This window comes from Klebsiella sp. F11, from assembly GCF_056712265.1.
The window spans coordinates 3,838,928-3,863,142 of the sequence record NZ_CM160060.1; the positions used below are offsets into that span (position 1 = coordinate 3,838,928).

Annotated in this window: 21 protein-coding genes; 11 read left to right on the plus strand and 10 right to left on the minus strand. The window is 57.9% G+C overall.

The window, feature by feature from the left end; genetic code table 11:
- Window positions 1–11 precede the first annotated feature (11 nt).
- Entirely contained in the window at window positions 12–2,378 is a 2,367-nt protein-coding gene (locus tag AC1M2H_RS19015) for a glycoside hydrolase family 31 protein (RefSeq protein ID WP_480148602.1), read from the plus strand.
- Between the two features lie 78 nt (window positions 2,379–2,456).
- Here AC1M2H_RS19015 and AC1M2H_RS19020 read toward each other — a convergent pair whose 3' ends face one another.
- Complete coding sequence (locus AC1M2H_RS19020; protein ID WP_480148603.1) at window positions 2,457–4,052, minus strand: ABC-F family ATPase; 1,596 nt, start codon at window positions 4,050–4,052, stop codon at window positions 2,457–2,459.
- Window positions 4,053–4,421: 369 nt separating this feature from the next.
- Between AC1M2H_RS19020 and ldtB the strand changes: the two genes are divergently transcribed.
- Window positions 4,422–5,342: a L,D-transpeptidase gene (ldtB, locus tag AC1M2H_RS19025; RefSeq protein WP_045855429.1), complete on the plus strand. Its 921-nt coding sequence runs from the start codon at window positions 4,422–4,424 to the stop codon at window positions 5,340–5,342.
- Between the two features lie 63 nt (window positions 5,343–5,405).
- On the opposite strand, the gene AC1M2H_RS19030 is transcribed toward ldtB, so the two are convergent.
- The 6 genes from AC1M2H_RS19030 to mntR form a co-directional block, all read right to left on the minus strand.
- The gene (locus AC1M2H_RS19030; RefSeq protein ID WP_480148604.1) at window positions 5,406–6,119 is read right to left on the minus strand and encodes a GntR family transcriptional regulator; all 714 of its coding nucleotides are present in this window, start codon (window positions 6,117–6,119) and stop codon (window positions 5,406–5,408) included.
- A 12-nt stretch (window positions 6,120–6,131) separates the two neighbouring features.
- Complete coding sequence (locus AC1M2H_RS19035) at window positions 6,132–7,451, minus strand: PTS sugar transporter subunit IIC (RefSeq protein WP_480148605.1); 1,320 nt, start codon at window positions 7,449–7,451, stop codon at window positions 6,132–6,134.
- A 45-nt stretch (window positions 7,452–7,496) separates the two neighbouring features.
- Window positions 7,497–8,870 (minus strand): glycoside hydrolase family 1 protein, encoded by a 1,374-nt coding sequence (locus tag AC1M2H_RS19040; protein ID WP_480148606.1) that lies wholly within the window; start codon window positions 8,868–8,870, stop codon window positions 7,497–7,499.
- Between the two features lie 162 nt (window positions 8,871–9,032).
- The gene (locus tag AC1M2H_RS19045; protein WP_480148607.1) at window positions 9,033–10,070 is read right to left on the minus strand and encodes an aldo/keto reductase; all 1,038 of its coding nucleotides are present in this window, start codon (window positions 10,068–10,070) and stop codon (window positions 9,033–9,035) included.
- A gap of 107 nt (window positions 10,071–10,177) precedes the next feature.
- Window positions 10,178–11,290 carry an anion transporter gene (locus AC1M2H_RS19050; RefSeq protein ID WP_480148608.1) on the minus strand — a complete coding sequence of 371 codons (1,113 nt, stop codon included), beginning with the start codon at window positions 11,288–11,290 and terminating at the stop codon, window positions 10,178–10,180.
- Window positions 11,287–11,760, minus strand: coding sequence for a manganese-binding transcriptional regulator MntR (gene mntR, locus AC1M2H_RS19055; RefSeq protein ID WP_045854573.1), 474 nt, complete (start codon window positions 11,758–11,760; stop codon window positions 11,287–11,289). Before mntR ends, AC1M2H_RS19050 begins: the two co-directional genes overlap by 4 nt.
- Window positions 11,761–11,943: 183 nt before the next feature.
- Between mntR and mntS the strand changes: the two genes are divergently transcribed.
- Window positions 11,944–12,069: a manganase accumulation protein MntS gene (gene mntS / locus AC1M2H_RS19060; RefSeq protein WP_480151987.1), complete on the plus strand. Its 126-nt coding sequence runs from the start codon at window positions 11,944–11,946 to the stop codon at window positions 12,067–12,069.
- A 268-nt stretch (window positions 12,070–12,337) separates the two neighbouring features.
- Entirely contained in the window at window positions 12,338–13,915 is a 1,578-nt protein-coding gene (locus tag AC1M2H_RS19065; protein ID WP_480148609.1) for a phosphoethanolamine transferase, read from the plus strand.
- Between the two features lie 105 nt (window positions 13,916–14,020).
- On the opposite strand, the gene ompX is transcribed toward AC1M2H_RS19065, so the two are convergent.
- On the minus strand, window positions 14,021–14,530 hold the full coding sequence (gene ompX / locus AC1M2H_RS19070) for an outer membrane protein OmpX (RefSeq protein ID WP_426815355.1): 510 nt from the start codon (window positions 14,528–14,530) through the stop codon (window positions 14,021–14,023).
- Window positions 14,531–14,883: 353 nt separating this feature from the next.
- Here ompX and rhtA point away from each other — a divergent pair, with 353 nt between their 5' ends.
- The 6 genes from rhtA (at window position 14,884) to ybiO (ending at window position 21,549) form a co-directional block, all read left to right on the plus strand.
- Complete coding sequence (rhtA, locus tag AC1M2H_RS19075) at window positions 14,884–15,771, plus strand: threonine/homoserine exporter RhtA (RefSeq protein WP_480148610.1); 888 nt, start codon at window positions 14,884–14,886, stop codon at window positions 15,769–15,771.
- A gap of 244 nt (window positions 15,772–16,015) precedes the next feature.
- Window positions 16,016–16,519, plus strand: a complete 504-nt coding sequence (gene dps, locus AC1M2H_RS19080; protein ID WP_480148611.1) for a DNA starvation/stationary phase protection protein Dps — start codon at window positions 16,016–16,018, stop codon at window positions 16,517–16,519.
- 414 nt (window positions 16,520–16,933) lie between these two features.
- Window positions 16,934–17,680 carry a glutamine ABC transporter substrate-binding protein GlnH gene (gene glnH, locus AC1M2H_RS19085; protein WP_480148612.1) on the plus strand — a complete coding sequence of 249 codons (747 nt, stop codon included), beginning with the start codon at window positions 16,934–16,936 and terminating at the stop codon, window positions 17,678–17,680.
- 165 nt (window positions 17,681–17,845) lie between these two features.
- Window positions 17,846–18,505: a glutamine ABC transporter permease GlnP gene (glnP, locus tag AC1M2H_RS19090; RefSeq protein ID WP_032700530.1), complete on the plus strand. Its 660-nt coding sequence runs from the start codon at window positions 17,846–17,848 to the stop codon at window positions 18,503–18,505.
- On the plus strand, window positions 18,502–19,224 hold the full coding sequence (gene glnQ / locus AC1M2H_RS19095) for a glutamine ABC transporter ATP-binding protein GlnQ (RefSeq protein ID WP_480148613.1): 723 nt from the start codon (window positions 18,502–18,504) through the stop codon (window positions 19,222–19,224). The genes glnP and glnQ overlap by 4 nt, the downstream gene beginning before the upstream one ends.
- Window positions 19,225–19,332: 108 nt before the next feature.
- Complete coding sequence (gene ybiO, locus AC1M2H_RS19100) at window positions 19,333–21,549, plus strand: mechanosensitive channel protein (protein ID WP_480148614.1); 2,217 nt, start codon at window positions 19,333–19,335, stop codon at window positions 21,547–21,549.
- Window positions 21,550–21,616: 67 nt separating this feature from the next.
- On the opposite strand, the gene rlmF is transcribed toward ybiO, so the two are convergent.
- Window positions 21,617–22,519, minus strand: coding sequence for a 23S rRNA (adenine(1618)-N(6))-methyltransferase RlmF (gene rlmF, locus AC1M2H_RS19105; protein ID WP_480148615.1), 903 nt, complete (start codon window positions 22,517–22,519; stop codon window positions 21,617–21,619).
- Between the two features lie 95 nt (window positions 22,520–22,614).
- Here rlmF and AC1M2H_RS19110 point away from each other — a divergent pair, with 95 nt between their 5' ends.
- Window positions 22,615–23,241 (plus strand): flavin reductase family protein, encoded by a 627-nt coding sequence (locus AC1M2H_RS19110; RefSeq protein ID WP_480148616.1) that lies wholly within the window; start codon window positions 22,615–22,617, stop codon window positions 23,239–23,241.
- A 25-nt stretch (window positions 23,242–23,266) separates the two neighbouring features.
- On the opposite strand, the gene AC1M2H_RS19115 is transcribed toward AC1M2H_RS19110, so the two are convergent.
- Window positions 23,267–24,172: a LysR family transcriptional regulator gene (locus AC1M2H_RS19115; protein ID WP_480148617.1), complete on the minus strand. Its 906-nt coding sequence runs from the start codon at window positions 24,170–24,172 to the stop codon at window positions 23,267–23,269.
- Between the last annotated feature and the right edge of the window lie 43 nt (window positions 24,173–24,215).

Genomic DNA, 24,215 nt, shown 5'->3' on the forward strand with positions numbered 1-24,215 from the left:
TGGATGTAAAAATGAAAACGTTGAAACACTGGAAATTGCAACAACAGCTGGCCCACCACCTCGAACTGGAGGTGGACGGGCAGCACACCCTGTGCCTGTACGTACTGGAAGAAAACCTGTTCCGCGTCCTGCTTAAGCGCAGGGGCGAGCTGGCGCTGGACCGCACCTGGAGCATCGCGCCCCAGCAGGATGTTCCCTGGGAGGGGCGCAGCCGCGACGACCTCAGCGGCTTTACCCTCCCCGCCTGGAGCCTGGAGCAGCAGCAGGAGACCCTGACCGTCGCCACCGCACGGCTGCGCGTCACCGTCCACCGGCCGCTGTGGCTGGAGTGGAGCTACCGCGACGATGGCAGAGAGTGGCAGCCGCTGGTCAACGACCGCCCGACCAGCGCCTATCTGGTGAACGCGCACGGCGACGGCGTCGCGCACTACCAGAGCCGGCGTAAAGATGAACGCTTCTACGGCCTTGGCGAGAAGGCGGGCAACCTGCAGCGCAACGGCAAGCGCTACGAGATGCGCAACCTGGACGCGATGGGCTATAACGCCGTCAGCACCGACCCGCTGTATAAACACATCCCCTTCACCATCGCCCAGCGCAGCGATATTAGCTACGGCCTGTTCTACGATAACCTCAGCAGCTGCTGGCTGGATCTGGGCAACGAAATCGACAACTACCACACCGCCTATCGCCGCTGGCAGGCCGAGGCGGGCGATATTGATTACTACATGTTTACCGGCAAACGCGTGCTGGACGTCACCAAAGCCTTCGTCCGCCTGACCGGAAAAACGCTGTTCGGGCCGAAGTGGAGCCTGGGCTACAGCGGCTCGACGATGCACTACACCGATGCGCCGGACGCGCAAAACCAGCTGATGAACTTTATCCGCCTGTGCGAAGAGCACGCCATTCCGTGCGACTCGTTCCAGCTCTCCTCCGGCTATACCTCAATCAACGGTAAGCGCTACGTCTTCAACTGGAATTACGACAAGGTCCCGCAGCCGAAGGTGATGAGCCAGCGCTTCCACGACGCGGGCATCAGGCTGGCGGCCAATATTAAGCCCTGCCTGCTGCAGGATCACCCGCGCTATAGCGAGGTGGCGGAACGCGGCCTGTTTATTCAGGATTCCGAAAGCGAAGCCCCGGAGCGTTCCAGCTTCTGGGATGACGAAGGCTCCCACCTCGACTTCACCAATCCGCAGACCGTCGACTGGTGGCAGAAAGGCGTCACCGCTCAGCTGCTGGAGATGGGGATCGATTCAACGTGGAACGATAATAACGAATTTGAGGTCTGGGACGGCGAGGCGCGCTGCAACGGCTTCGGCCGGGAAATTGCCATCAAGCATATCCGTCCGGTGATGCCGCTACTGATGATGCGCGCGTCGCTGGAGGCCCAGCAGCGCTTCGCCCCGGAGAAACGCCCGTACCTGATCTCGCGCTCCGGCTGCGCCGGGATGCAGCGCTACGTGCAAACCTGGAGCGGCGATAACCGCACCAGCTGGGATACCCTGCGCTACAACACCCGCATGGGGCTGGGGATGAGCCTCTCCGGCCTCTATAACGTCGGTCATGACGTCGGCGGCTTCTCCGGCGATAAGCCGGACGCCGAGCTGTTCGTGCGCTGGGTGCAGAACGGGGTGATGCATCCGCGCTTCACCATTCACTCCTGGAACGACGATCGCACGGTCAACGAGGCGTGGATGTATCCGGCGGTCCTGCCGGCGATTCGCGGCGCGATTGAGCTGCGCTACCGCCTGCTGCCCTACCTCTACACCCTGCTGTGGCAGGCGCACGCCGACGATGAGCCGATGCTGCGCCCCACCTTCCTCGATCACCAGCACGACCCGCAGACCTTCGAGGAGTGCGACGACTTCCTGCTCGGCCGCGATCTCCTCGTCGCCAGCGTCGTGGAGCCCGGCCAGCGCCAACGCCGGGTATGGCTGCCGGAAAACGAGTCCGGCTGGTACGACTTTTACAGCGGAGAGTGGTTCGCCGGCGGCCAGTGGGTCACGCTCGACGCGCCGCTGGAAAAGCTGCCGCTGATGGTGCGCGCCGGGGCGGGCCTGCCGCTCAGCGAGAGGATCGTTCATGTCGACGCCAAAAAAGACGCCAGCCGCGAGCTGAAGCTGTTTCCGCTGAAGGGCGCAGGCTCGACGAGCGGCCTGCTGTTTGAAGACGACGGCGAGAGCTGGGGCTATCGCGACGGCGACGCGCTGTGGCTGGGGTGGGAAATGACCTGCAGCGCCAGCTGCATCAGCCTGCAGGTGAACGCCCGCGGCCGCTACCGCCCGGCGTGGAAGGCGCTGAAGGTAACGCTCCCCGCCGGAGAGAAGCGTCGGCTGTTGGTCAACGGTCAGGACGTCGGCGAGTGGCTGCCGGACTAAAGGCAATAAAAAACCCCGGTCGCGCGAGGCTGGCCGGGGCTTCAGCTTGACTCCCCGGCAGGCCGGGGCGGGGGACGGTTAGCCGTCGATGCCTCTGCTGCGCAGATAGTCTTCGTAATTGCCGCTAAAGTCGATGACGCGCTCCGGCGTAATTTCAATCACCCGGGTGGCCAGCGAGCTGACGAACTCACGGTCATGGGAGACGAAAATCAGGGTGCCCTGATACATCTCCAGCGCCATGTTCAGCGATTCGATAGATTCCATATCCAGGTGGTTGGTCGGTTCGTCCATCACCAGAATATTGGGTTTTTGCATCATCAGCTTGCCGAACAGCATGCGGCCTTTCTCGCCACCGGACAGCACTTTTGCCGGCTTTTTGATATCGTCCTGGCTGAACAGCAGGCGGCCGAGGAAGCTGCGCACAACCTGCTCATCGTCGCCTTCCTGCTTCCACTGGCTCATCCAGTCGAAAACGCTCAGATCGTTATCGAAGTCTTCGGCGTGATCCTGCGCGTAATAACCAATCTGCGCATTCTCAGACCATTTAACGGTACCGTTATCCGGCGTCAGTTCACCAACCAGGGTTTTCAGCATGGTGGTTTTACCCACGCCGTTGGCGCCCAGAATGGCAATCTTCTCGCCCACTTCCAGCAGCAGATTGAATTTTTTAAACAGCGGGCCGTTATCAAAACCTTTCGCCAGCTCTTCGACGGCCAGCGCGTTACGGAACAGTTTCTTATCCTGCTCAAAGCGGATGAACGGGTTCTGGCGGCTGGAGGCCTTCACTTCATCGAGCTTGATTTTGTCGATCTGACGCGCGCGTGAGGTCGCCTGGCGGGATTTAGAGGCGTTGGCGCTAAAGCGGCTAACGAAGGACTGCAGATCGGCAATCTGCGCCTTTTTCTTGGCGTTATCCGCCAGCAGACGCTCGCGGGCCTGGGTCGCCGCGGTCATATATTCATCGTAGTTGCCGGCGTAGACGCGCAGCTCGCCGTAGTCGAGATCCGCCATATGGGTACAGACCATGTTGAGGAAATGACGGTCGTGCGAAATGATGATCATGGTGCTGTCGCGTTCGTTGAGCGTCTGCTCCAGCCAGCGAATGGTATCGATGTCGAGGTTGTTCGTCGGTTCATCGAGCAGCAGGATATCCGGGTTAGAGAACAGCGCCTGGGCTAACAGTACGCGCAGCTTCCAGCCGGGAGCGACTTCGCTCATCGGGCCATAGTGCTGTTCAACCGGAATGCCGACGCCGAGCAGCAGCTCGCCGGCGCGGGCTTCGGCGGAGTAGCCGTCCATCTCGCCGTAGGTGACTTCCAGATCCGCCACCTTATAGCCGTCCTCTTCGCTCATTTCCGCCAGCGAATAGATGCGATCGCGCTCCTGCTTCACTTCCCACAGCTCGCCGTGGCCCATGATGACCGTATCCAGCACGGTGAACTCTTCGAACGCGAACTGATCCTGACGCAGCTTACCGATACGCTCGTTCGGATCGATGGACACGTTGCCCAGCGTAGGCTCCAGATCGTTGCCGAGGATCTTCATAAAGGTAGATTTACCGCTACCGTTGGCGCCAATCAGGCCGTAACGGTTGCCGCCGCCAAATTTGACGGAGATGTTTTCGAACAGCGGCTTACTGCCAAACTGCATGGTGACGTTGCTGGATACTAGCACGGGGTTATCCTGAAAAAAGAGAATGAGAAGTGTGATACATCGGACATTATGCCAGCAAAACTATCTCTTTTCACGGCCTGCGGTGAATTCCCTTGCCGCCGGCGCCGCGAATGGCGCCTTTTAACCGCCGGCGACGGCGTCCGGCCCGCCCGTGCCGCGCCCCGGCGGCCCCAGGCATCCCGTGCGATTGTCCGTATGGGAGAGTAATTTTGCCAGCCAGCGGACTACACTTGAAACAACCGGCAAAAAAGTGTGATTTCGTACACATCTCATTTCCCTGTTGGCGGGAATGCACATATAATGCGCTCCCATCTACTCCCTGAAAAATCTAACAAAGGCCTGTGTGGCTTTAACATCGCACACGACATGATGAATATGAAATTATCGACACTTCTTGCGGCAGCCTTCGCCATCGTGGGCTTTTGCAATACCGCATCCGCGGTAACCTATCCCCTGCCGACTGACGGTAGCCGACTGATTGGCCAGAACCAGGTTGTTACGGTTCCGGACGACAACAAGCAGCCGCTGGAATATTTCGCCGCCAAATATCAGATGGGTCTGTCCAACATGCTGGAAGCGAACCCCGGCGTGGATACCTATCTGCCGAAAGGCGGCACCGTGCTGAATATCCCGCAGCAGCTGATTCTGCCGGACACCGTGCATGAAGGTATCGTCATCAACAGCGCGGAAATGCGTCTTTACTACTACCCGAAAGGCACCAACACCGTGATCGTGCTGCCGATTGGTATCGGCCAGCTCGGCAAAGATACGCCGATCAACTGGGTGACCAAGGTTGAGCGCAAGAAAGCCGGCCCGACCTGGACGCCGACGGCGAAAATGCACGCCGAATACATCGCAGCCGGTAACCCGCTGCCGGCCGTGGTACCGGCCGGTCCTGACAACCCGATGGGCCTGTACGCGCTCTATATCGGTCGTCTCTACGCGATCCACGGCACTAACGCCAACTTCGGTATCGGCCTGCGCGTCAGCCACGGCTGTGTGCGTCTGCGCAACGATGATATCAAATTCCTGTTTGAGAACGTGCCGGTCGGCACCCGCGTCGAATTTATCGATGAGCCGGTGAAAGCCACCAGCGAGCCGGACGGCAGCCGTTACGTTGAAGTCCATAACCCGCTGTCGACCACCGAAGCCCAGTTCCAGGGCGGCGAGATCGTTCCGATTACGCTGAACAAATCCGTACAGGCCGTTACCGGCCAGTCCGACGTCGATCAGAGCGTAGTTGAGCAGGCGGTGCAGAACCGTTCCGGTATGCCGGTTCGTCTGAACTGATCCTGAGCGCCATGCACAAAAATGGGCGAGGTGAAGACCTCGCCCTTTTCTTTTCGCCTGACGTCAGCCGTTGTTAACGATAACGATGCCGCCGTGATCGTAGCGGTAGTGGCAGTGGGCATACTCCAGCGGCGTACCGTCCTCCAGGTAGATAACCTGCTCAACTTCCAGCACCGGATCGCCAGCTTCGCACACCAGGTGCTGCTGCTCAAGCTCGCCGGGCTTAATGGCGCGCACCACCCGGTACGACCCCATAATCTTCAGCCCGAGGGTTTCGACGTACTGGAATACGGAGCTTTCGAGGTGGCTTTTATTCAGGCCGGGAACCAGATTCACCGGCATCACCGTGGCGTCCAGCGACATCGGCTCGTCGTTGAGCAGCCGCAGGCGCACGAAGTCATAAACCGGCGCATCGGCACTAATCAGCAGCGAAGTCTGCTCCTTCTCGCTGGGAAAGCGCAGCTCGAAGCGCACCACCTTGCTGCTGACCGCCCCCAGATGGGCCCAGGTTTTGGTAGCGCCAAAATAGTCGCTTCCCGGAAGATCCCACTGCGAAAGCTGGAGAAAGTTTTTACGTACGAAGGTGCCCTGCCCCTTGCGGGTATAAATCAATCCTTCAACGATCAGCTGGCGCATCGCCTGCTGGATGGTCATCCGGCTGGTGCTAAACTCCGCCGCCAGCGCAAACTGATCGGGCAATGGCATGCTGGCGGGATACTGCCGGCTGATAATCCGCTTTTTAATTTCCCGCGCGATCAAGAGATACTTCGCCGCCATCGCCTTTCCTTATTATTCATTTATCCCATTGTTTTTTAACGCCACTCTCTCAGAAATCTTGAGGAATGGCAGGTAGAAGAATACACCAAAGATGATGATTATCAACTGCACCACCACCGCCCGCCAGTCCCCCGCCGTCGCCAGCCAGGCGCTGAGCAGCGGCGGCGTGGTCCACGGGATCATCACCACGCAGCGCGACATTAGCCCGAGCGTGGTGCACAGCCAGGCGAAAAAGATGCCGATGGCGGGCAGCAGCACGAACGGGATCATCAGCGGCACGTTGAAAACGATCGGCAGGCCGAAAATCACCGGTTCGTTGATATTGAACAGCCCCGGCGTAATCGCCAGCCGCGCCACCTGCTTTGAGGCCTGCTGCCGCGAGAAGAGAAAGATGGCGATCAGCAAAGAGATGGTGCTGCCGGTGCCGCCCACCATGCCGAAAGTCGGCACGAAGATATTGTTAATAATATGCGGAATCGGCTGGCCGCTGGCGTAGGCCAGCATATTCTCGTTGGTATTAATCAGCAGGAACGGCTCCAGCACCACGCTGTTGACGACCGACTGATGAATACCCAGCGTAAACAGAAAGTTGCCGAAGCTGTAGATAAAAATGGTCCCCGGCAGGCTGGTATTAATCAGGCGCAGCGGCTGCTGGATAAGCGTGGTGATCAGATGGATCAGATCGGTGTGCAGCAGGTTATTCAGCAGCGCGGCCAGCGCCGCAAACAGCGACAGCGTAAGAATAGCCGGGATGAGCGATGAAAACGACTGGCCCACCGCCGGCGGCACGTTCTCCCCAAGGTTGATGGTCAGGCGCTTAATTCCGGCGATGCGCATAAAGATCTCCGTCGCCACCAGGCCAATGAGCACGCCGGCGAAAATGCCGGTAGAGCCGATGTTGGCGAAGGTCAGTACCGACGTCAGGCTGACCGTCGCCTTCCCGCCAACGGGAACCAGATCCACCTGCATCGGCATCATAATAATAAAGCTGCAAAGCGCGATAACGACAGTCGAAACCGGGTTAGCGAAGTTTTTGTTACGCGCCAGCGACCACGCAATCATCGGCGCGATCAGCAGCGCGGCGATATTCAACGTCCCGTTGATAATCGCATCGCCCCACACCTTAAAGTGCGCCAGCGTGTCGCCCTGCAGTACCCAGGGAAACACCACGTTATTCACCAGCACCGCCAGCCCTGCCAGAATGAAAATAGGCATGACTCCGGCAAACGCATCGCGCAGCGAACGCAGGTGTACCTGGTTGGCGATACGCGCGGAAAACTCAACAAAGCGATCGGTCAAAGACTGCATACTGGACGTTGTGTTATCAGACATTTTGCAGAATCCTCTTTATCACTAACCCGGTGCGACCCGAACGGCTTACATTTCCTCGCCGTTGCTGTGAATGACCTGTTTCAACCACGAATAGCTTTTCTTCGGTACCCGTTTCAGGTCTTTGAGATCGTGGTTTTCACGGTTGACGTAGACCACCCCGTAGCGTTTACGCATATCGCCCTGCGAGCTGAGAATGTCGATCAGCCCCCAGCCGAGATAGCCAATCACCTCTGCGCCGTCCTCGAAAATCGCCTCTTTCATGGCGTTGATATGGTCGCGGTGGTAGGCGATACGATAGTCGTCGGCAATCATGTTTTCGCCATCCCAGGACTCAATCACCCCGATGCCGTTTTCAATCGGGAACACCGGCAGGCGCCAGTCGTTGTAGTAGCGGGTGATGATGGTACGAAAGCCGAGCGGATCGATTTGCCAGTTCCACTCCGTCGACTTCAGGTACGGGTTGTCCTTATCGCCGAACTGCATGTAGTAGTTCACCTCGGTGCCTTCCGGGATCGGATCGCTGCTGAGCGTGCGGCTGGCGTAGTAGCTAAAGGCCATATAGTCATTTTTATTCTGCGCAATCAGGGCCAAATCCTCTGCGCGATAGATATCCCCGAAGCCTTCACGGGCGACCACGGCCATGACCTCGGGGCTGTAGCCCTGGCCGGCATAGACCCGCAGCAGGTTCTGGTTGAGAAACTCATCATGCTGCTGAGCGCAGAAAATATCGCGCGGCCGGCAGGTCGCCGGGTAGATAAGCTGATGCGCCAGCATTCCGCCCATCAGCCTGCCGGGCTGGGTTTCGTGCAGGTACGCGGTGAGATGGACGTGCGCCATCATGGTGTAATGCTGGATCGCGTACAGCTCGCGGAGCGTTTCGTCGCCCTGCATATAGCCCGCAATGCGGAAGGCAATCGGCATATGGAAAATATTCTGCTCATTGAAGGTCAGCCAGTACTTCACCTTGTCGCCGTAGCAGTCGATCATTTTCCTGCCGTAGCGCACAAACGCCTCCATCACGCGGCGATCGATAAAGCCGTTGTACTCATTCGCCAGCGCCAGCGGCATGTCAAAATGGTACAGACAAATCATCGGTTCAATGCCACGGGCAATCAGAGCGTCGATAAAGCGGTGGTAGAAGGCGATCCCTTCTTCGTTGAACTCGCCGTCGCCGGTCGGGCAAACGCGGCTCCACGAAATCTGGAAGCGATAGCAGTTCATCCCCAAATCCTGCATTAAATCAAAGTCTTCCTCATAGCGATGGTAGGAGTCGGTCGCCACCTTCCAGTCGGAGGCAAACTCTGCGGGCTCGCGAATGTCGTAGACCGACATCCCCTTGCCGCCCTCATTCCACGCCCCTTCCGTCTGCATGCTGGAAACCGAGTTGCCCCATAAAAAATCCTTTGCCAGTGTTTTCATCGTTCGCTCCGTTACTATGACTAGTCATTAAAAATTTATGACTAGTCATATAGAATGAAATGATAAATCACGCAAAGGCGTTGTGTCGTTTTTGTGAGCGATTTCGAAAAGAGAGAGCAGAAAGCGGCGGGACAGCGTCCCGCCGTGGGGGAAGTGACAAGATTAACCGTTGAGCTGATTGCGGCGATATTCGCCCTGGCGATCGAGCATCCAGCCGGGATATTCACGCGGCAGCGCGCTCACCGCATCCAGCCGACGCAGATCCTCTTCGCTAAGCTGGATCCCGGTGGCGGCAATATTATCCGCCAGCTGCTCCGGACGTTTGGCGCCGATAATCACGCTGGTCACCGCCTGCTGATGGAGCAGCCAGGCGAGCGCCACCTGCGCGACCGTGGCGCCCCTGGCGTCGGCCACTTCGCGCATCGCGTCCACGCAATCAAAGGCGCGATCCTTATTCACCGGCGGGAAGTCAAATTCCAGCCGCCGGCTGCCCGCTTCCCCCTGGCCGTCGCGGGTATATTTGCCGCTCAGCAATCCGCCCGCCAGCGGGCTCCAGACCATCAGCCCCAGCCCTTCGCTCTGCATCATCGGCACCAGCTCGCGCTCAAGGTCGCGCCCGGCGATGGTGTAGTAAGCCTGCAAAGAGGCAAAACGGGCCAGCCCCAGGCGCTCAGCTATCCCCAGCGCCTTGACGATTTGCCAGGCCGCCCAGTTGGATATGCCGATATAGCGGACGTGTCCCTGGCGGACCAGGGTGTCGAGGGCGTAAAGAGTCTCTTCCACGGGCGTGGCCGGATCGAAACCGTGCAGCTGATAGAGGTCGATATGATCGAGCTGCAGGCGTCGCAGGCTCTCTTTGACGCTGCCGAGAATGTGGTAGCGGGAGCTGCCGCGCGAGTTAACGCCGGCGGTGCCGGTTTCACCGAACACTTTGGTGGCCACCACCACGTTTTCGCGCGGGATCTTGAGATTTTTTAGCGCCTGGCCGGTTATCTCTTCCGAACGCCCTTCCGAATAGATGTTGGCGGTGTCGATAAAGTTAATGCCGGCATCCAGCGCGCTGCCCACCAGCTGCTCGGCTTCCGCCTGGCGCAGCCGGCCAACTTTGCCCCACATCCCCTCTTCGCCGCCAAAGGTCATGGTGCCAAGGCACAGCTCAGAGACAAACAGACCGGTATTTCCGAGTTTTTTATAACGCATCGGACTCTCCTCATCAGGATAATTAACGTCAGCGCTATAGTTATACTCCCGGCCGCGCGAGCGCGAATGGGGGGATCCTGTTCGTTTCTTGCCCAATCCTCTGAATATCAGAAACCGAAGTGCAGCATGGCGTAGCCGAGCAGCGCCGCCCACAGCAGCGTCGGCAGGGAGTAAAGATGAAAGCGCCACCAGATGCGCCGATCCCCCGCCATGCGCAGGGCAATCAGGTTGGCCAGCGAACCGGGAAGCAGGCCGAAGCCGCCGACGTTAACCGCCCAGGCCAGCAGCGTCGACGGGGGGACGTAGTTGAGCAGCAGAATGGTGGCCGGGACGTTGCTGATGAACTGCGACAGGCCGATCGCCGTCAGCCACAGACCGCCGGAGGAGAGCTGGCCGACGCCGCTCAGCAGCTGATGCAGCGCCGGCAGCTGGATCAGCAGGTGCACGTCAATAAACATCACCATAAAGACCAGCAGCAGGGACCAGTCGACGTTGATAATCACCGCGCGCGCCAGCAGCAAAAAGCCGATGACGATCAGCGCCAGGCCCCAAAGCTCCTGCTTCATCTCTAACGCAGTGAGGAAAATCAGATAAAACACCAGGCAGCTCCAGACCAGCTTCGGCCGCCAGGCGGGCACCCGCTCGCCGCTGTGATAGGTGAGACGGACGGCGGAAAAACAGCACCAGCACAGCGCCAGCAGCGTTATCATCATCGCCGCCGCCAGCGGCAGCATCTGGCCGATAAACGCCGGGAAGCTGAGGCCGGAGCGCCCCCATAGCAGAATGTTTTGCGGGTTGCCGATCGGCGTCAGCAGCGAGCCGGCGTTCACCGCCAGCGCTTCGAAAATAATCAACCGGTTAACCGGAATGGCGCACCATTTTTTTAACGTCAGCGTGAGCGGAACGACGATAAAAAGCGCCACGTCGTTGGTCAGGAAGGTGGAAAGCAGCGCCGCCGCCAGCACCATAAAGATGGCCAGCTGCCGTTCGGTCACAAACCGCCGCGCCATTTTGCGGCCCAGCACGTCAAAATAGCCGCTCAGTTCAACCCCTTTGGTCAGCAGCATCAGCCCGCTTAGGGTAATAATCGTCTGCCAGTCGATAGCCTGAGGCCAGCTGGCGGGGGAAAAAGGCACAAAAAAGCTTAATACGCCGGCAATAATCAGCAGTAAATGCAGGAAGCGGTCGCCCGCCAGCGACCGAACAAAGGGCTGGTTCATTCCCCCTTCTGTCCGTGCTTGAGCGTAAACTGGCTAAAGGCCTCCAGCGTCTCCTGGCTCACGTGATGCTCCATCCCTTCGGCATCGCGCCGGGCGATCTCCGGGCTGACGCCGATCACCAGCAGGAAGTTTTCCACAATCTGATGACGTTCGCGGCTCTCGTGCGCCAGCTTCTCGCCTTCCGGGGTTAAAAAGACGCCGCGCCACGGGATCTGCTCGATCAGTCCGACGCTGGCCAGGCGCTTGAGCATTTTAGCGACCGTCGGCTGCGAAACGCCCAGCCGCGCCGCCATATCGACCTGGCGCGCTTCGCCCACTTCGCGGATCAGATCGGAAATCAGCTCAACGTAGTCGTCAATCAGCTCGCGACGGTGCGCCTCACGCACCTGACGAAACCCCTCAACGTGTTCTTCAACATTCACTAGCTGCGTCACTTTTTTTGTTATTTGTTTGCCTGCGCGACGATTCATTGTGCTTCCTCAAATACGTGTGACGCATCAAACGTCATCTCAAAGAGAGCCATTGTAAATGATCGAGCCCGTAGCACAAAAAATTAACTTTTTAGCCATAGCTATAAAATATAGCCTGTGCTATATCTGTATGTAATGCAAACATCCTTCAAGGAGCGAAGGCGAAATCACCAGGAGGTTATGATGAACGAACTCAAGTGGTGCTTACAGGTGTTTACCCACTCCCCATTTAAAGTACGCTTAATGCTAATCGGTATGCTGTGCGATCTGCTCAACGGCAAAAAAGAGCAGAACAAACCGGGCAACTAACGCGGCGTTGCCGTACGCCGCGTCATTTTTTGGTCATAATCCCCCGTCATACTGGCCTGTTTGCCTCCCTTTCCCGGACTTTTTTCAAGTTTTGTAAGCTTTCTCCCAAAACAATCCGTTATGGCTAGTTGACCTTAGCATTTGCAAGCCCTATCTTTTGTCAGCCCTGCCACTACTGCGGCTCGCAGAGACCCTCTTCCGGCACTGTCCAGCAGGTTTTACCCCTTGATGCCAGGGGATGCACATGGCGTCTTTTTGATTGTTAACTATGAATCTCACCCTGAAAGAAACGCTGGTCGCTCGTGGGCTGGTCCTGAACCCGTGGACCGGATTCTACTTTTTGCAGTCCCTGCTGATTAACCTGGCCCTTGGCTACGATTTTAGCCTGCTCTACGCCGTTGCCTTTACATGCGTGCTACATCTGCTGTGGCGCAGCTTTCCGCGCGTGCAGAAGGTGGTGGTCGGCGGCTACTCGCTGCTTGCCGCGCTCTATTATCCGTTTGGCCAGGCCTACGGGGCGCCCAATTTCAATACCCTGCTGGCGCTACACGCCACCAACGTTGAAGAATCCACCGAAATTTTGACCATCTTTCCGTGGTACAGCTATCTGCTGGCGCTATTTATTTTTGCGCTGGGCGCGATCGCCGTGCGCCGCAGGCCGCAAGAACGGCAGCGCTGGGGCAAAATGGAGAGCCTCGGCCTGCTGTTCAGCGTCGGCATTTTCTTCCTCCAGCCGGTGCAGAATCTGGCGTGGGGCGGCGTCTTCAAGGTGATTGATACCGGCTACCCGGCGCTGCGCTTCGTCAAAGACGTGGTGGTGAATAATAACGAGGTGCTGGACGAGCAAGCGCGCATGGCGCAGCTGGCGAATATGAAAGATAGCTGGCACGTTGTGGCGGTGAAGCCGAAATATCATCTCTACGTGGTGGTGATTGGCGAAAGCGCGCGGCGCGACGCGCTCGGCGCCTTCGGCGGCCACTGGGATAACACCCCTTTCGCCAGCTCGGTGAACGGCTATCTGTTCAATGACTACATCGCGGCCAGCGGGTCAACGCAAAAGTCGCTGGGCCTGACGCTTAACCGGGTGGTGGATGGCAAGCCGCAGTATCAGGATAACTTCGTCACGCTGGCCAACCGCGCGGGCTTCCAGACCTGGTGGTTCTCGAATCAGGGGCAAATCGGCGAGTACGATACGGCGATTGCCAGTATTGCCAAACGCGCCGACGAGGTGCAGTTCCTCAAAAATGGCGATTTTGAGGCCAATAAAAACACCCAGGATGAGCAGCTGCTGAAGCTAACCGAGCAGGTCCTGTCGACCCAGCGCACTCAGCCGCAGCTGATCGTTCTGCACCTGATGGGCTCGCACCCGCAGGCCTGTGACCGCACCAAAGGAAAATATACCGTCTTTGTGCAATCAAAAGAGACCTCCTGCTACCTCTACAGCATCACGCAAACCGATACGCTGCTGAGCAAACTCTATAGCCAGCTGCAGAACTCCGGCGACAGCTTCTCGATGACCTATTTCTCCGATCACGGCCTCGCCTTCAAGGAGCGCGGAAAAGAGGTGCAGTACCTGGCGCACGACGATAAGTTCCAGCAAAACTTCCAGGTACCGTTTATGGTGCTGTCCAGCGATGATAAAGCGCACAAGGTCATCAAGGCGCGCCGCTCGGCCAACGATTTCCTCAGCTTCTTCTCACAATGGACCGGGATCGATGCAGAGGAGATAAAGCCGCGCTATCGCTTTATCTCTGAGCAAAAGGCCGGGCCGGTTTTCATCACCAACTTCCAGCTGCAGAAAGTGGACTATAACCATCTGGGCAGCGACCTGTTCACCACCCAGTAGGCCGCCTCATTCGCCGTCGGGATCGCTGATGGAGAGAGGTTACGCCGAATGACAGGCAAAAAAAATCCGCCCCTGTGAGGCGGATTTTTTATATCACCGAAGTGATTAGAAGCGGTAACCAACGCCCGCGATCCAGGTACCAACGTCAACGTTACGAATGCGAGACTGCTCGTAGGAGAAGTCCAGCGCAACGTTTTCAATCGGGTTGAACTGCAGACCGGCGCCGTAGGAGAAACCGTAGTCACTCATGTCAGATTTGTTCGGGTAGCTGTTGTCCTGGAATTTACCGTAGCCAACGCCCACTACGCCGTAGACGCTTGCCCAGTCGTTAAGACGGTAAGCCGGGCCCGCGGTGATGCCGTAGTACTGGCCTTTTTCGTATACGCCAGATTCGGTGCGATCTTTTTCAGTGTAGGTGAAGGAACCGATAACACCCAGCGGGCTATTGTCTTGCTCGTAACGGTACTTCAGGTTGAAACCGCCTGCTTTATTCGCTTCGCCCTGCATGTCGCTCTGCGCGTAACCGCCGGTAACGGTAGAAGTTGCAGCGAACGCGGTACCTACAGATGCAGCCAGTACAACAGCTAGTGCTGAAAAACGTGCAATTTTATTCATAACCACCTCAAATGTGTTTCTAATAAGTCCTAAGTCTTAAATATATCAAAAACTTTCAGGAAACTCTTTTCACTTTACAGTGTCTAACATACCTTTTCATGTAACCAAAAGTTTCTACAAAACTATAACAAACTGGAAAACAACCGTTTTTAGCGGATACAATCATATTTATGAACGCAGACTGCCGAACAAGCATCCAGATAATTCCTAATCGACAGCAGAGTATTTCAGCGTCTCTCCCCCTATTATACTCGCCTCTGCGGGGATTTCTTCAACAATAGCTCAACCGCCGTTGGCTAATTCATTTACACTGGAACCTTTACCGCTTTTGACAAATTTTGACAGGAGAAAGGATGCCCGGCTCGTCCCGTAAGGTTCCGGCGTGGTTGCCGACGGCTGTTATTTTAATCGCCATGATCTCTATCCAGAGCGGCGCATCGCTGGCGAAATCACTCTTCCCGCTGGTCGGCGCGCCCGGCGTAACCGCCCTGCGCCTGGCGCTGGGCACCCTGATACTGGTGGTCGTTTTCAAGCCCTGGCGGCTGCGCTTCGCCCCCGAACAGCGCCTGCCGCTGCTCTTTTACGGCCTCGCGCTGGGGGCGATGAACTATCTGTTTTATCTATCGATTCAGCGCATACCGCTGGGCATTGCGGTGGCTCTCGAGTTTACCGGCCCGCTGGCGGTTGCCCTGTTCGGCTCGCGGCGTCCGCTCGACTTCGTATGGGTGGTTCTGGCGGTTCTCGGGCTGTGGTATCTCCTGCCGTTGGGGCAGGACGTGGCGCAGGTGGACCTCACCGGCGCGCTGCTGGCGCTGGGCGCCGGGGCCTGCTGGGCGGTCTATATTCTCACCGGCCAGCGCGCGGGTGAAGAACACGGCCCGGCAACGGTGGCGATGGGCTCGCTGATTGCGGCGGTGATTTTTGTGCCGCTGGGGATGCTGCAGGCAACGGATACGTTGTTTCAGTGGTCGCTGCTGCCGCTGGGCCTGGGGATCGCCGTGCTCTCTACCGCGCTTCCCTACTCGCTGGAAATGATCGCCCTCACCCGCATGCCGAGCAAAACATTCGGCACTCTGATGAGCATGGAGCCCGCCCTTGCCGCGCTATCGGGAATGGTGTTTCTTGGCGAGACGCTGACCTTTACGCAGACCCTGGCGCTGGGGGCGATTATCCTCGCCTCGATGGGGTCGACGCTGACGATGCGCCGGGAAACGCAGCTGAAAAAAGTGGATATCGGCTAAATTATCGGACGCTTCTGCACGGCCGCCGCGCCGTGCAAAATTCGCTAAAAACGCCAGCAGCTCATTGATTTAAATGTTTTTTAAAATTACCAACACGTCTGCGCTATCAAACCGATAGAGACTACCGACGCCGCCTTTTGCGTATCCGTTGCTATACTTGACCCCATGAGTTACCGGGGACAAGCGCTCCATATAATTCGAATTTGATGTATGACGAGTATAAATATCAAGAGGATATGAAACTATGAGTACCGCAAAACTGGTTAAAACTAAAGCGTCTAACCTGCAATATACCCGCAATGATGTGGCCGACGGCGAGAAAAAAGCCACCGTTGAGCTGCTCAATCGTCAGGTTATCCAGTTCATCGACCTGTCGCTGATCACCAAACAGGCTCACTGGAACATGCGCGGTGCCAACTTTATTGCCGTTCATGAAATGCTGGATGGCTTCCGCACGGCGCTGACCGAACACCTTGATACGATGGCCGAACGTGCCGTACAGCTCGGCGGCGTCGCGCTGGGCACCACCCAGGTTATCAACAGCAAAACCCCGCTGAAAAGCTATCCGCTGGACATTCATAGCGTCCAGGATCACCTGAAAGAGCTGGCCGACCGCTACGCGATTGTCGCCAACGACGTGCGTAAAGCGATTAGCGAGGCCAAAGACGAAGATACCGCCGATATCTTCACCGCCGCTTCTCGCGATCTGGATAAATTCCTGTGGTTTATCGAATCTAATATCGAATAATCGGCACACCGAATGCCGTCAGCCCCGCTGGCGGCACTGCTTCTTTCCCCCTCGCCTCTCCCGCTTTTTTCTTACTTTTTTCTTGCCCACGCCTGTATGCACCATTTAAGTGCACCACTATGGTCAAAATGCATACTAAGGTAAATCAAATGTAATAATTACCTCACACAATCGTTACGGCAAGATTGTTTTCCCACCGGTGTTTGCGTTAAAAATGTTCTTGTTATTCGGCATATTTATGACGCACCAAAATGACGCCCCACCATGGTGCATATTGCGTTTGCCAGACCCGAAAGCGTGCAACAGGAACGACCCTGGTTGTTATAAAACAACAGGTTGTAAAACTGGCACGATTTTTTCATAGGGTTACTCGTTCTCGCAGGGGATCGTCCCGTGGATAAAAAAGGAAATACTATGAAGTCTGTATTAAAAGTTTCACTGGCTGCACTGACCCTGGCTTTTGCGGTTTCTTCCCAGGCCGCTGAAAAACAACTGATTGTTGCCACCGATACGGCGTTTGTTCCATTTGAATTTAAGCAAGGCGATAAGTATGTGGGCTTCGATGTCGACCTGTGGGCCGCCATCGCCAAAGAGCTGAAACTGGACTATACCCTGAAGCCAATGGATTTCAGCGGCATCATCCCGGCGCTGCAAACGAAAAACATCGACCTCGCGCTGGCGGGGATTACCATTACCGAAGAGCGTAAAAAAGCGATCGACTTCTCCGATGGCTACTATAAAAGCGGCCTGCTGGTGATGGTGAAAGAGAACAACAACGATATCAAAGACGTGAAGGATCTGAACGGTAAAGTGCTCGCGGTTAAAGGCGGCACCGGCTCCGTTGACTACGCCAAGGCCAATATCAAAACCAAAGACCTGCGCCAGTTCCCGAACATCGATAACGCCTATATGGAGCTGGGTACCGGCCGCGCCGATGCCGTACTGCACGATACGCCAAATATCCTGTACTTCATCAAAACCGCCGGCCACGGCCAGTTTAAAGCGGTAGGCGAGTCGCTGGAAGCGCAGAACTACGGTATCGCGTTCCCGAAAGGCAGCGACGAGCTGCGTGAAAAAGTGAACGGCGCGCTGAAAACCCTGCGCGAAAACGGCACCTACAACGAAATTTATAAAAAATGGTTCGGTACTGAGCCAAAATAATAAGCAGACCGTATCCGCACGGATATATCACTTACAGGCCTGCTGAGGTCTGGTCGCCCGGCACCGGCGCTTGCGCCCTGTGCCGGGCATCGCCTCGCAGCAGGCCTGAGTCATTTTTTCTCAGAGGGCCATCCTCTGTTTTCAACACGGTAACAGGAACCCATTATGCAGTTTGACTGGAGTGCCATCTGGCCCGCCATTCCGATTTTGCTGGAAGGCGCCAAAATGACGCTGTGGATCTCGGTCCTCGGCCTGGCCGGCGGTCTGATAATCGGCCTCGTCGCCGGTTTCGCCCGCTGCTTTGGCGGCTGGATTGCAAACCACATCGCGCTGGTCTTTATTGAAATTATTCGCGGCACCCCGATCGTGGTGCAGGTGATGTTTATCTACTTCGCCCTGCCGATGGCGTTTAATGATTTGCGCATCGATCCGTTCTCCGCCGCGGTGGTGACGATCATGATCAACTCCGGCGCCTATATCGCGGAAATCACCCGCGGCGCGGTGCTCTCGATCCACAAGGGCTTCCGCGAAGCCGGCCTGGCGCTCGGCCTCTCCCGGCGCGAAACGATTCGCCACGTGATCCTGCCGCTGGCGCTGCGCCGCATGCTGCCGCCGCTGGGCAACCAGTGGATCATCAGCATCAAAGATACCTCGCTCTTTATCGTCATCGGCGTTGCCGAACTGACCCGTCAGGGACAGGAGATTATTGCCGGTAACTTCCGCGCGCTGGAGATCTGGAGCGCCGTTGCCGTTATTTATCTCATTATCACCCTGGTTCTGAGCTTTATTCTGCGCCGTCTTGAAAGAAGGATGAAAATCCTGTGATTGAATTTAAAAACGTTTCCAAGCACTTTGGCCCAACTCAGGTGCTGCATGATATCGATCTGAAGATTAGCAAAGGCGAAGTCGTGGTGATTATCGGGCCTTCCGGCTCCGGTAAATCAACCCTGCTGCGCTGCATCAACAAGCTGGAAGAGATAACCAGCGGCGAGCTGATCGTCGACGGCCTGAAGGTCAACGATCCGAAGGTAGACGATCGCCTGATCCGCCAGGAAGCCGGCATGGTGTTCCAGCAGTTCTATCTCTTCCCGCACCTGACGGCGCTGGAGAACGTGATGTTCGGGCCGCTGCGCGTGCGCGGGGCGAAGAAAGAGGCGGCCGAGAAGCTGGCGAAAGATCTGCTGGAAAAAGTGGGGCTTGCCGAACGCGCGCACCACTATCCTTCAGAGCTCTCCGGCGGCCAGCAGCAGCGCGTGGCCATCGCCCGCGCGCTGGCGGTGAAGCCGAAAATGATGCTGTTCGATGAGCCAACCTCCGCACTGGACCCGGAGCTGCGTCATGAAGTGCTGAAGGTGATGCAGGATCTGGCAGAGGAAGGGATGACGATGGTTATCGTGACTCACGAAATCGGCTTTGCCGAAAAAGTGGCCTCGCGCCTGATCTTCATCGACAAAGGGCGTATTGCGGAAGATGGCGATCCGCAGGTTCTGGTCAAGAACCCGCCGAGCCCGCGCCTGCGCGAATTCCTGCAGCACGTTGCCTGATAGTCAAAGGCTCCCCCGCGCGGGGAGCCGCTTTCCAGATTCATCCCAGCCCCGCCCTCCCGACATCGTCTTCTATACTTACTGGTTTGAGACGCAACGGAGGTGCTCGTGCCGTGGATCCTGCTACTGCTCGCCGCGCTATTTACCGCCCCGCTTTCCGCCGCGACCCTGCCCGGCGTTCCGACCGCTGCTCCGCAGCAGTCCGGCGGCAGCGAACCCGACCTTGAGCAGAAAAAGACCGCCTACGCGGCGCTGGCCGACGTGCTGGAGAACGACGCCGCCCGCCAGGAGCTAATTGACCAGCTGCGCACCGCCGCCGCCACGCCGCCGCCGGCCAGCGCGCCCACGCTGACGCCGCCGAAAGAGCAAGATCAGCCGACGGTGCTGGAAAATGTCACCCACATCAGCCGCGAATACGGCGAGCGCTTTTCGTCGCGCTTCTCGCAGCTGTGGCGCAATATTACCGGCGCGCCGCATAAGCCCTTCCATGCCGATACCTTTCGCCACGCCGCGGGCACCTTCCTGCTACTGGCCGGGCTGATTTTTATCTTCTGGTGGCTGGTGCGGCTGGCGGCGCTGCCGCTGTATCGCAAAATGGGCCAGTGGGGGCGGCATAAAAACCACGATCGCAGCAACTGGCTGCAGCTGCCGGCCACAATCGCCGGCGCCTTTATTTTCGACCTGATCCTGCTGGCGCTCACCCTGTTCGTCGGCCAGCTGCTCAGCGACAGGCTCAACGGCGGCAACCGCACCATCGCCTTTCAGCAGAGCCTGTTTCTGAACGCCTTCGCGCTGATCGAGTTCTTCAAAGCCATTTTGCGGCTGATCTTCTGCCCACGCGTAGCGGAGCTGCGGCCGTTTAACCTCAGCGACGACAGCGCAAAATACTGGAACCTGCGCCTGAGCGCGCTCAGCAGCCTGATTGGCTACGGCCTGATCGTCGCCGTGCCGATTATCTCCAACCAGGTCAACGTCCAGGTCGGCGCGCTCGCCAACGTGGCCATTATGCTGTGCATCACCCTGTGGGCGCTGTACCTGATTTTTCATAACAAGCACGCGATTACCGAAGGACTACTCCATCTGGCGGATCGCTCTCTGGCCTTCTTCAGCCTGTTTATCCGCGCCTTCGCGCTGGTGTGGCACTGGCTGGCCTGCGCCTATTTCATCGTGCTGTTTTTCTTCTCGCTTTTCGACCCCGGCAACAGCCTGAAGTTTATGATGGGCGCCACGCTGCGCAGCCTGGCGATCGTCGGCGCCGCGGCGCTGATCTCCGGCATTCTGTCGCGCTGGATAGCTAAAACCATCACCCTGTCGCCGCAAACCCAGCGCAGCTATCCTGAGCTGCAGAAGCGGCTCAACGGCTGGATCTCCGTGGCGCTGAAGGTGGCGCGCATTTTGGTGGTCGCCGTCGCCATTATGCTGCTGCTCAGCGCCTGGGGGCTGTTCGACTTCTGGAACTGGATGCACAACGGCGCCGGGCAGAAGGCGGTGGACGTGATTATCCGCATCGCGCTGATCCTGTTCTTCTCCGCCATCGGCTGGACGCTGCTCGCCAGTCTGATAGAAAACCGCCTCGCCTCGGATATTCACGGCCGCCCGCTGCCGGGCGCCCGGGCGAGAACCCTGCTGACGCTGTTTCGCAACGCCCTGGCGGTGATCATCAGTACCATTACCGTGATGATCCTGCTCTCCGAAGTGGGGGTGAATATCGCCCCGCTGCTGGCCGGCGCCGGGGCGCTGGGGCTGGCCATTTCGTTCGGCGCCCAGACGCTGGTGAAAGATATTATCACCGGCATTTTTATTCAGTTTGAGAACGGGATGAACACCGGCGATCTGGTGACGATCGGGCCATTAACCGGCACGGTGGAACGGATGTCGATCCGCTCGGTCGGGGTGCGCCAGGATACCGGCGCCTACCACATTATTCCGTGGTCTTCGATCACCACCTTCGCCAACTTCGTGCGCGGCATAGGCTCGGTGGTGGCAAACTATGACGTCGACCGCCATGAGGATCTGGATAAGGCCAACCAGGCGCTGAAGGATGCGGTGGCGGACGTGATGGCCCAGGAGGAGGTGCGCGGGCTGGTGATTGGCGAGCCGTCGTTTGCCGGGCTGGTCGGCCTGAGCAATACCGCCTTTACCCTGCGGGTGACCTTTACCACGCTGCCGCTGAAGCAGTGGACGGTGCGTTTTGCGCTGGATACCCAGGTCAAAAGGCACTTCGACCTTGCCGGCGTGCGCGCTCCGGTGCAAACCTACCAGGTGCTGCCGATGCCCGCCGCCGCCGTCGACGAGCCGCCGGCCCCCGCGCAGCCAACTCTATAGCGCCCCGGCTGCGCGGAGCAGACCGGGGAGCCAGCAACGCTAAGCAGAGGTGCGGCCGCCGCACGCCTTAAAACGGGCGTCGGCGCTTTGCCTCATCCATAAAGGTCCAGGCGATAAAGCGGCTCTGCTTCTGCCCCTGCGCCATCTCTTTTTTCACCACCTTCACCGCGCCGGCTTCAGTCAGGGCACGATACAGCGGCGGCAGATTGTCGCCGCGGGAAACCAGCGACGTGAACCATTTCACCTGACGACCAAACTGCTGGCTCTCCTCAATCATCCGGGTGATGAAGGCCACCTCGCCGCCCTCGCACCACAGCTCCTGCTGCTGGCCGCCGAAGTTCAGCACGCTATCGGCGCCCAGACCGAGATTACGCCGTTTGCGCTCGCCGCCCGCCTGAGCGCTGGCGGCGGAGTCGTGGAACGGCGGGTTGCACAACGTCGCGTCAAAGCATTCGTTTTTATGGATCACGCCGGTAAAAATCGCCGCGGCGTCTTTTTGACGACGCAGGCGAATCTGGCGGCTCATCCCCGGGTTGCCGGCGATAATCGCCTGGGCGCTGGAGATCGCCTGCTGGCTGATTTCGCTGCCGGTAAAGCGCCAGCCGTACTCGTGCGCGCCGATCAGCGGGTAGATGCAGTTTGCGCCGGTGCCGACGTCAAGAATGCTCGCGTTCGCGGGAATAGCGCCGGTATCCAGCGCCAGCAGGTCGGCGAGATGGTGGATATAATCCGCCCTTCCCGGCACCGGCGGACACAGGAAGCCGTCCGGAATATCCCAGTGTTTCACCGCGTAAAAGTGCGCCAGCAGCGCCTTCACCGCGATGGGGTTGGCAAAGTCAACGGTCTGCTCGCCCGCCGGGTTCAGGGTGATAAAGCCCTCGAGCTCGGGGTGAGCCAGGCATAGCTCGGGCAAATCATAGCGTTGATGATGACGGTTACGCGGGTGTAACCCCGGTTTCTGGGCTTTCATGGCAATCTCCTTTGAACAGCCGCGTAAGATACCCGTTGACGGCGGCGCGGTAAATAAGGGAGTCTGGATATCTCCTCTTCCGCTACGGATATTGTATGTATTTCTATCAACCTTCGCAGGGGCACGGCCTGCCTCACGACCCGCTGAACGCCATTATCGGGCCGCGCCCGATCGGCTGGATCGCCTCGCTGGATACGGCAGGACAGCGCAACCTCGCGCCCTACAGTTTCTTTAACTGTTTTAACTATCGGCCACCGATTATCGGCTTTGCCAGCAGCGGTTGGAAGGATAGCGTACAGAATATTGTCGAAACCAAAGAGTTTGTCTGGAACCTGGCAACCCGTCCGCTGGCCGAGGCCATGAACGAGACCTCTGCCAGCATCCCGCGTCACGAAGACGAATTCGTCCGCGCCGGACTGACCGCCGCCGCCAGCCGGATCGTCGCCGCCCCGCGGGTTGCGGAAAGCCCGGTGAACTTTGAGTGCCGGCTCTCGCAGTGCATCCGCTTAACGACCGCCGACGGCGCCCCCGTCGACAGCTGGCTGGTGCTGGGGGAAGTGGTGGCGGTCCATATCGATGAATCGCTGCTGGAGAACGGCGTATACCAGACCGCGAAGGCCCGGCCGATTCTCCGCGCCGGCGGCCCGAGCGCCTACTACAGTATTGATGAAAGCCAGCGGTTTGATCTGATCCGCCCGGATGACCGCCAGCGTACACAATGAAAAAGCGGCCTGCGGCGCCGCGGCATCACTCCACCAGGCTTATTGCGTGCAGGTATTCAATAAACGCTTTGGCCTGGCTGGAGATCTTCTGATTTTTCCGCGTCAGGATGTAATACGCTTTGTAATGCCTGACCTTATGCCCAGGAAGCGGCAGCACAAGCGCGCCGGAGGCGATATATTCGCGAACCAGAGACAGGCCGCAAAGCGCAACGCCGACGCCTGAAATAGACAGCGACATCAAGACATTGGATTCACCAACGACGTGCCCGTCGTTAAGATTCAGCCCCTTACACGGATGATATTTGAGCCAGAAGTTCCAGTCGGCATAGTCGCGCTCGTGCAGGATTCTGACGCGGGCGAGATCGTCCGGCGTTTCAATTCGATGTTTCAGCAGATAGTCCGGGGAGCAGACCGGATAGTATTCAAGGCCGGAGAGAAACTGCGCGTCAAAGCCCTCCCACTTTCCTTCTCCCCATTTCACCGCCAGCTCGGTACCCACGGTAAAGTCAAGATGGTGGGTGGTCAGCGCCTGCCGGAAGATAATATCCGGGTGGGCGGTGAGAAAAGGCGGCAGAAGAGGCGATAAGATCACCCTGTTCCACACCGGCTCCGTTTCGATCATCAATAGCTGATTACCGTGCGCCTGGTGGAATGACTCCAGCACTCCCAATATTTCGGCAAACGGGCTTTCTATTTGCGTCAGCAGCGCCTTGCCGGAGTCCGTCAGCTTTACAACTTTTGAATCCCTAAAAAATAATTGCGTTTTTAGCAGATCCTCAAGCCGCGAAATACGCTGACTGACGGCCGGCTGGCTGAGATGTAGATCACGAGCTGCGACGGTAAAACTACCGTGTTCGGCCACGCTCTTAAATGCCAGCAGCCAGCTCAGCTGGGGTATTCGGGTGACGTTTCGCTGATTATTGTCGGCCATAATTATCAAATCTTATAGTTCTATAAGCAAAAAGAGGTTGTGG

Bases quoted from the DNA above. Each gene is read 5' to 3' on its own strand.
- AC1M2H_RS19015 (WP_480148602.1), top strand. From the start codon at position 12: ATGAAAACGTTGAAACACTGGAAATTGCAACAACAGCTGGCCCACCAC.
- ldtB (WP_045855429.1), top strand. From the start codon at position 4,422: ATGAATATGAAATTATCGACACTTCTTGCGGCAGCCTTCGCCATCGTG.
- AC1M2H_RS19030 (WP_480148604.1), bottom strand. From the start codon at position 6,119: ATGGCGGCGAAGTATCTCTTGATCGCGCGGGAAATTAAAAAGCGGATT.
- AC1M2H_RS19035 (WP_480148605.1), bottom strand. From the start codon at position 7,451: ATGTCTGATAACACAACGTCCAGTATGCAGTCTTTGACCGATCGCTTT.
- AC1M2H_RS19040 (WP_480148606.1), bottom strand. From the start codon at position 8,870: ATGAAAACACTGGCAAAGGATTTTTTATGGGGCAACTCGGTTTCCAGC.
- AC1M2H_RS19045 (WP_480148607.1), bottom strand. From the start codon at position 10,070: ATGCGTTATAAAAAACTCGGAAATACCGGTCTGTTTGTCTCTGAGCTG.
- AC1M2H_RS19050 (WP_480148608.1), bottom strand. From the start codon at position 11,290: ATGAACCAGCCCTTTGTTCGGTCGCTGGCGGGCGACCGCTTCCTGCAT.
- mntR (WP_045854573.1), bottom strand. From the start codon at position 11,760: ATGAATCGTCGCGCAGGCAAACAAATAACAAAAAAAGTGACGCAGCTA.
- mntS (WP_480151987.1), top strand. From the start codon at position 11,944: ATGAACGAACTCAAGTGGTGCTTACAGGTGTTTACCCACTCCCCATTT.
- AC1M2H_RS19065 (WP_480148609.1), top strand. From the start codon at position 12,338: ATGAATCTCACCCTGAAAGAAACGCTGGTCGCTCGTGGGCTGGTCCTG.
- ompX (WP_426815355.1), bottom strand. From the start codon at position 14,530: ATGAATAAAATTGCACGTTTTTCAGCACTAGCTGTTGTACTGGCTGCA.
- rhtA (WP_480148610.1), top strand. From the start codon at position 14,884: ATGCCCGGCTCGTCCCGTAAGGTTCCGGCGTGGTTGCCGACGGCTGTT.
- dps (WP_480148611.1), top strand. From the start codon at position 16,016: ATGAGTACCGCAAAACTGGTTAAAACTAAAGCGTCTAACCTGCAATAT.
- glnH (WP_480148612.1), top strand. From the start codon at position 16,934: ATGAAGTCTGTATTAAAAGTTTCACTGGCTGCACTGACCCTGGCTTTT.
- glnP (WP_032700530.1), top strand. From the start codon at position 17,846: ATGCAGTTTGACTGGAGTGCCATCTGGCCCGCCATTCCGATTTTGCTG.
- rlmF (WP_480148615.1), bottom strand. From the start codon at position 22,519: ATGAAAGCCCAGAAACCGGGGTTACACCCGCGTAACCGTCATCATCAA.
- AC1M2H_RS19110 (WP_480148616.1), top strand. From the start codon at position 22,615: ATGTATTTCTATCAACCTTCGCAGGGGCACGGCCTGCCTCACGACCCG.
- AC1M2H_RS19115 (WP_480148617.1), bottom strand. From the start codon at position 24,172: ATGGCCGACAATAATCAGCGAAACGTCACCCGAATACCCCAGCTGAGC.